This window comes from Mesorhizobium sp. M2A.F.Ca.ET.039.01.1.1 (genome assembly GCF_003998035.1).
In the GTDB taxonomy this organism is placed as follows: Bacteria; Pseudomonadota; Alphaproteobacteria; order Rhizobiales; family Rhizobiaceae; genus Mesorhizobium.
Genome location: NZ_RZRY01001068.1, coordinates 1 through 1,610 on the forward strand (window position 1 = coordinate 1; position 1,610 = coordinate 1,610).

Here is a 1,610-nt window from a genome sequence, read left to right on the forward strand (position 1 = left end):
CGATGCGGGAAACCGCCTCTCCTTCGTCATCGCCGATCTCACCGACGACCGCGGATGGGCGGAAGCGGCGGCCGCATGCGACTATGTGATGCATGGCGCCTCGCCGACGCCTTCCGGCGACCAGACCAGCGAGGAGGATTGGATCGGGCCCGCCGTCAACGGCAATTTTCGGGTGCTCAGGGCCGCGCGCGACGCCGGCGTCAAGCGCGTGGTGCTGACATCGGCCTTCGGCGCGATCGGCGTCGGCCACAAGCGGGACCACCGGCGGCCCTTCGACGAAACCGACTGGAGCAACCTCAACGGCAATGTCGCGCCCTACCAGAAATCGAAGACGCTTTCCGAGCGCGCCGCCTGGGATTTCGTGGCGCGCGAAGGCAATGGCTTGGAACTGGCTGCGGTCAATCCGGTCGCCGTCTATGGGCCGGTGCTGGGCGCCGACTATTCGCACTCGATCAGGCTGATCGCCAACATGCTGGAGGGGCAGCCGGGATGCCTCAATGTCAGTTCCTGCTGCGTCGACGTGCGCGACGTGGCGGACCTGCATCTGCGCGCCATGACCGATCCGGCCGCCAAGGGCGAACGCTTCCTCGCAACCGTGGGCGAGAGCATGTGGATGGTCGAGATCGCCGAACTGCTGCGGCAGCGGCTGGGCAAGGCGGCCGAAAAAGTGTCGACACAGGTGTGGCCCGACGAGCAGGTGCGCATCGCCGCCGAAACCAACGCGCAGCTCAATGGCGTGGTACCGCTGCTCCACTACGACATGAGCGCGACGGGCAGGAAGGCCGAGCGCCTGCTGGGCTGGACACCCAGATCGCGCGAGGAGGCGATCATATCCTGCGCCGAGAGCCTGATCCGGCTTGGCCTGCTGCGCGGCTGAGTTCCTTGAACGGCGCGCGCGGCCGGTGCATGTTCCCCGCGCGCTTTCGGCGAACCGCCTGGAACCGCGATCCTCGAACGAAACCAGCGGAGCCATCGGGCGATGACGACCATCCATCAGTTCGCCGTGTCGGAGGGGCAGGAATGGATGCTGCCGGCCGATGACGACGCCTACGAGGAATTCTTCGGCCTCGACGGACGATCGCTCAAGGGCTGGAAGCCGCCGGTGATGCGGCGCGCCGAGGAAGGCGAGCGGCTCTATTCCGATTTCCCCTGGCTCGGCGAGCATGCGCCGCTGTTGCGCCGGCCGGCTGTCGAGGCGCTGGCGGCGGCGTTGCGGCCTTATGGCGAGCTTGTGGCGCTGCGCGGCGAGGAGGTCTGGCTGCTCAACGTCACCCATGTGATCGACGCGCTGGACGAGGCGCGCTCGCAAATCGTGCGGTTCGACGGCGGCGACATATTGGCGATCGAGCGCTACGCCTTCGACGCGGAGAAGATCGGGAGCGCTGAAGTGTTCAAGCTGCCGATGCGGGCTTCTCCGGTCTTCGTCAATGACGTGTTCGTCGAGCGGGTGCGCAAGGCCGGGTTGCGCAATGTGTCGTTCGAGCCGGTATGGACATCGGGAACGGCAATCGCGTCAGGCGAATAGCAGTTTTGCGGTTTGTGGCGGAGACGGGCAATGACCAGCGCCGGCGCCGCCCCTCATCCGCCCTTCGGGCACCTTCTCCCCGTAT

General features: G+C 66.6%; 2 protein-coding genes. Both read left to right on the plus strand.

Annotated features, from left to right (window positions below):
• Window positions 1–877: NAD-dependent epimerase/dehydratase family protein (locus EOA24_RS37295; RefSeq protein WP_210213648.1), on the plus strand; the 877-nt coding region annotated here is incomplete at its 5' end.
• Between the two features lie 102 nt (window positions 878–979).
• Window positions 980–1,525, plus strand: a complete 546-nt coding sequence (locus EOA24_RS37300) for a DUF1629 domain-containing protein (protein WP_126078038.1) — start codon at window positions 980–982, stop codon at window positions 1,523–1,525.
• Window positions 1,526–1,610: the final 85 nt, after the last annotated feature.

Excerpts from the sequence above, each read along its gene's own strand:
- EOA24_RS37300 (WP_126078038.1), top strand. The coding sequence starts at position 980 with ATGACGACCATCCATCAGTTCGCCGTGTCGGAGGGGCAGGAATGGATG.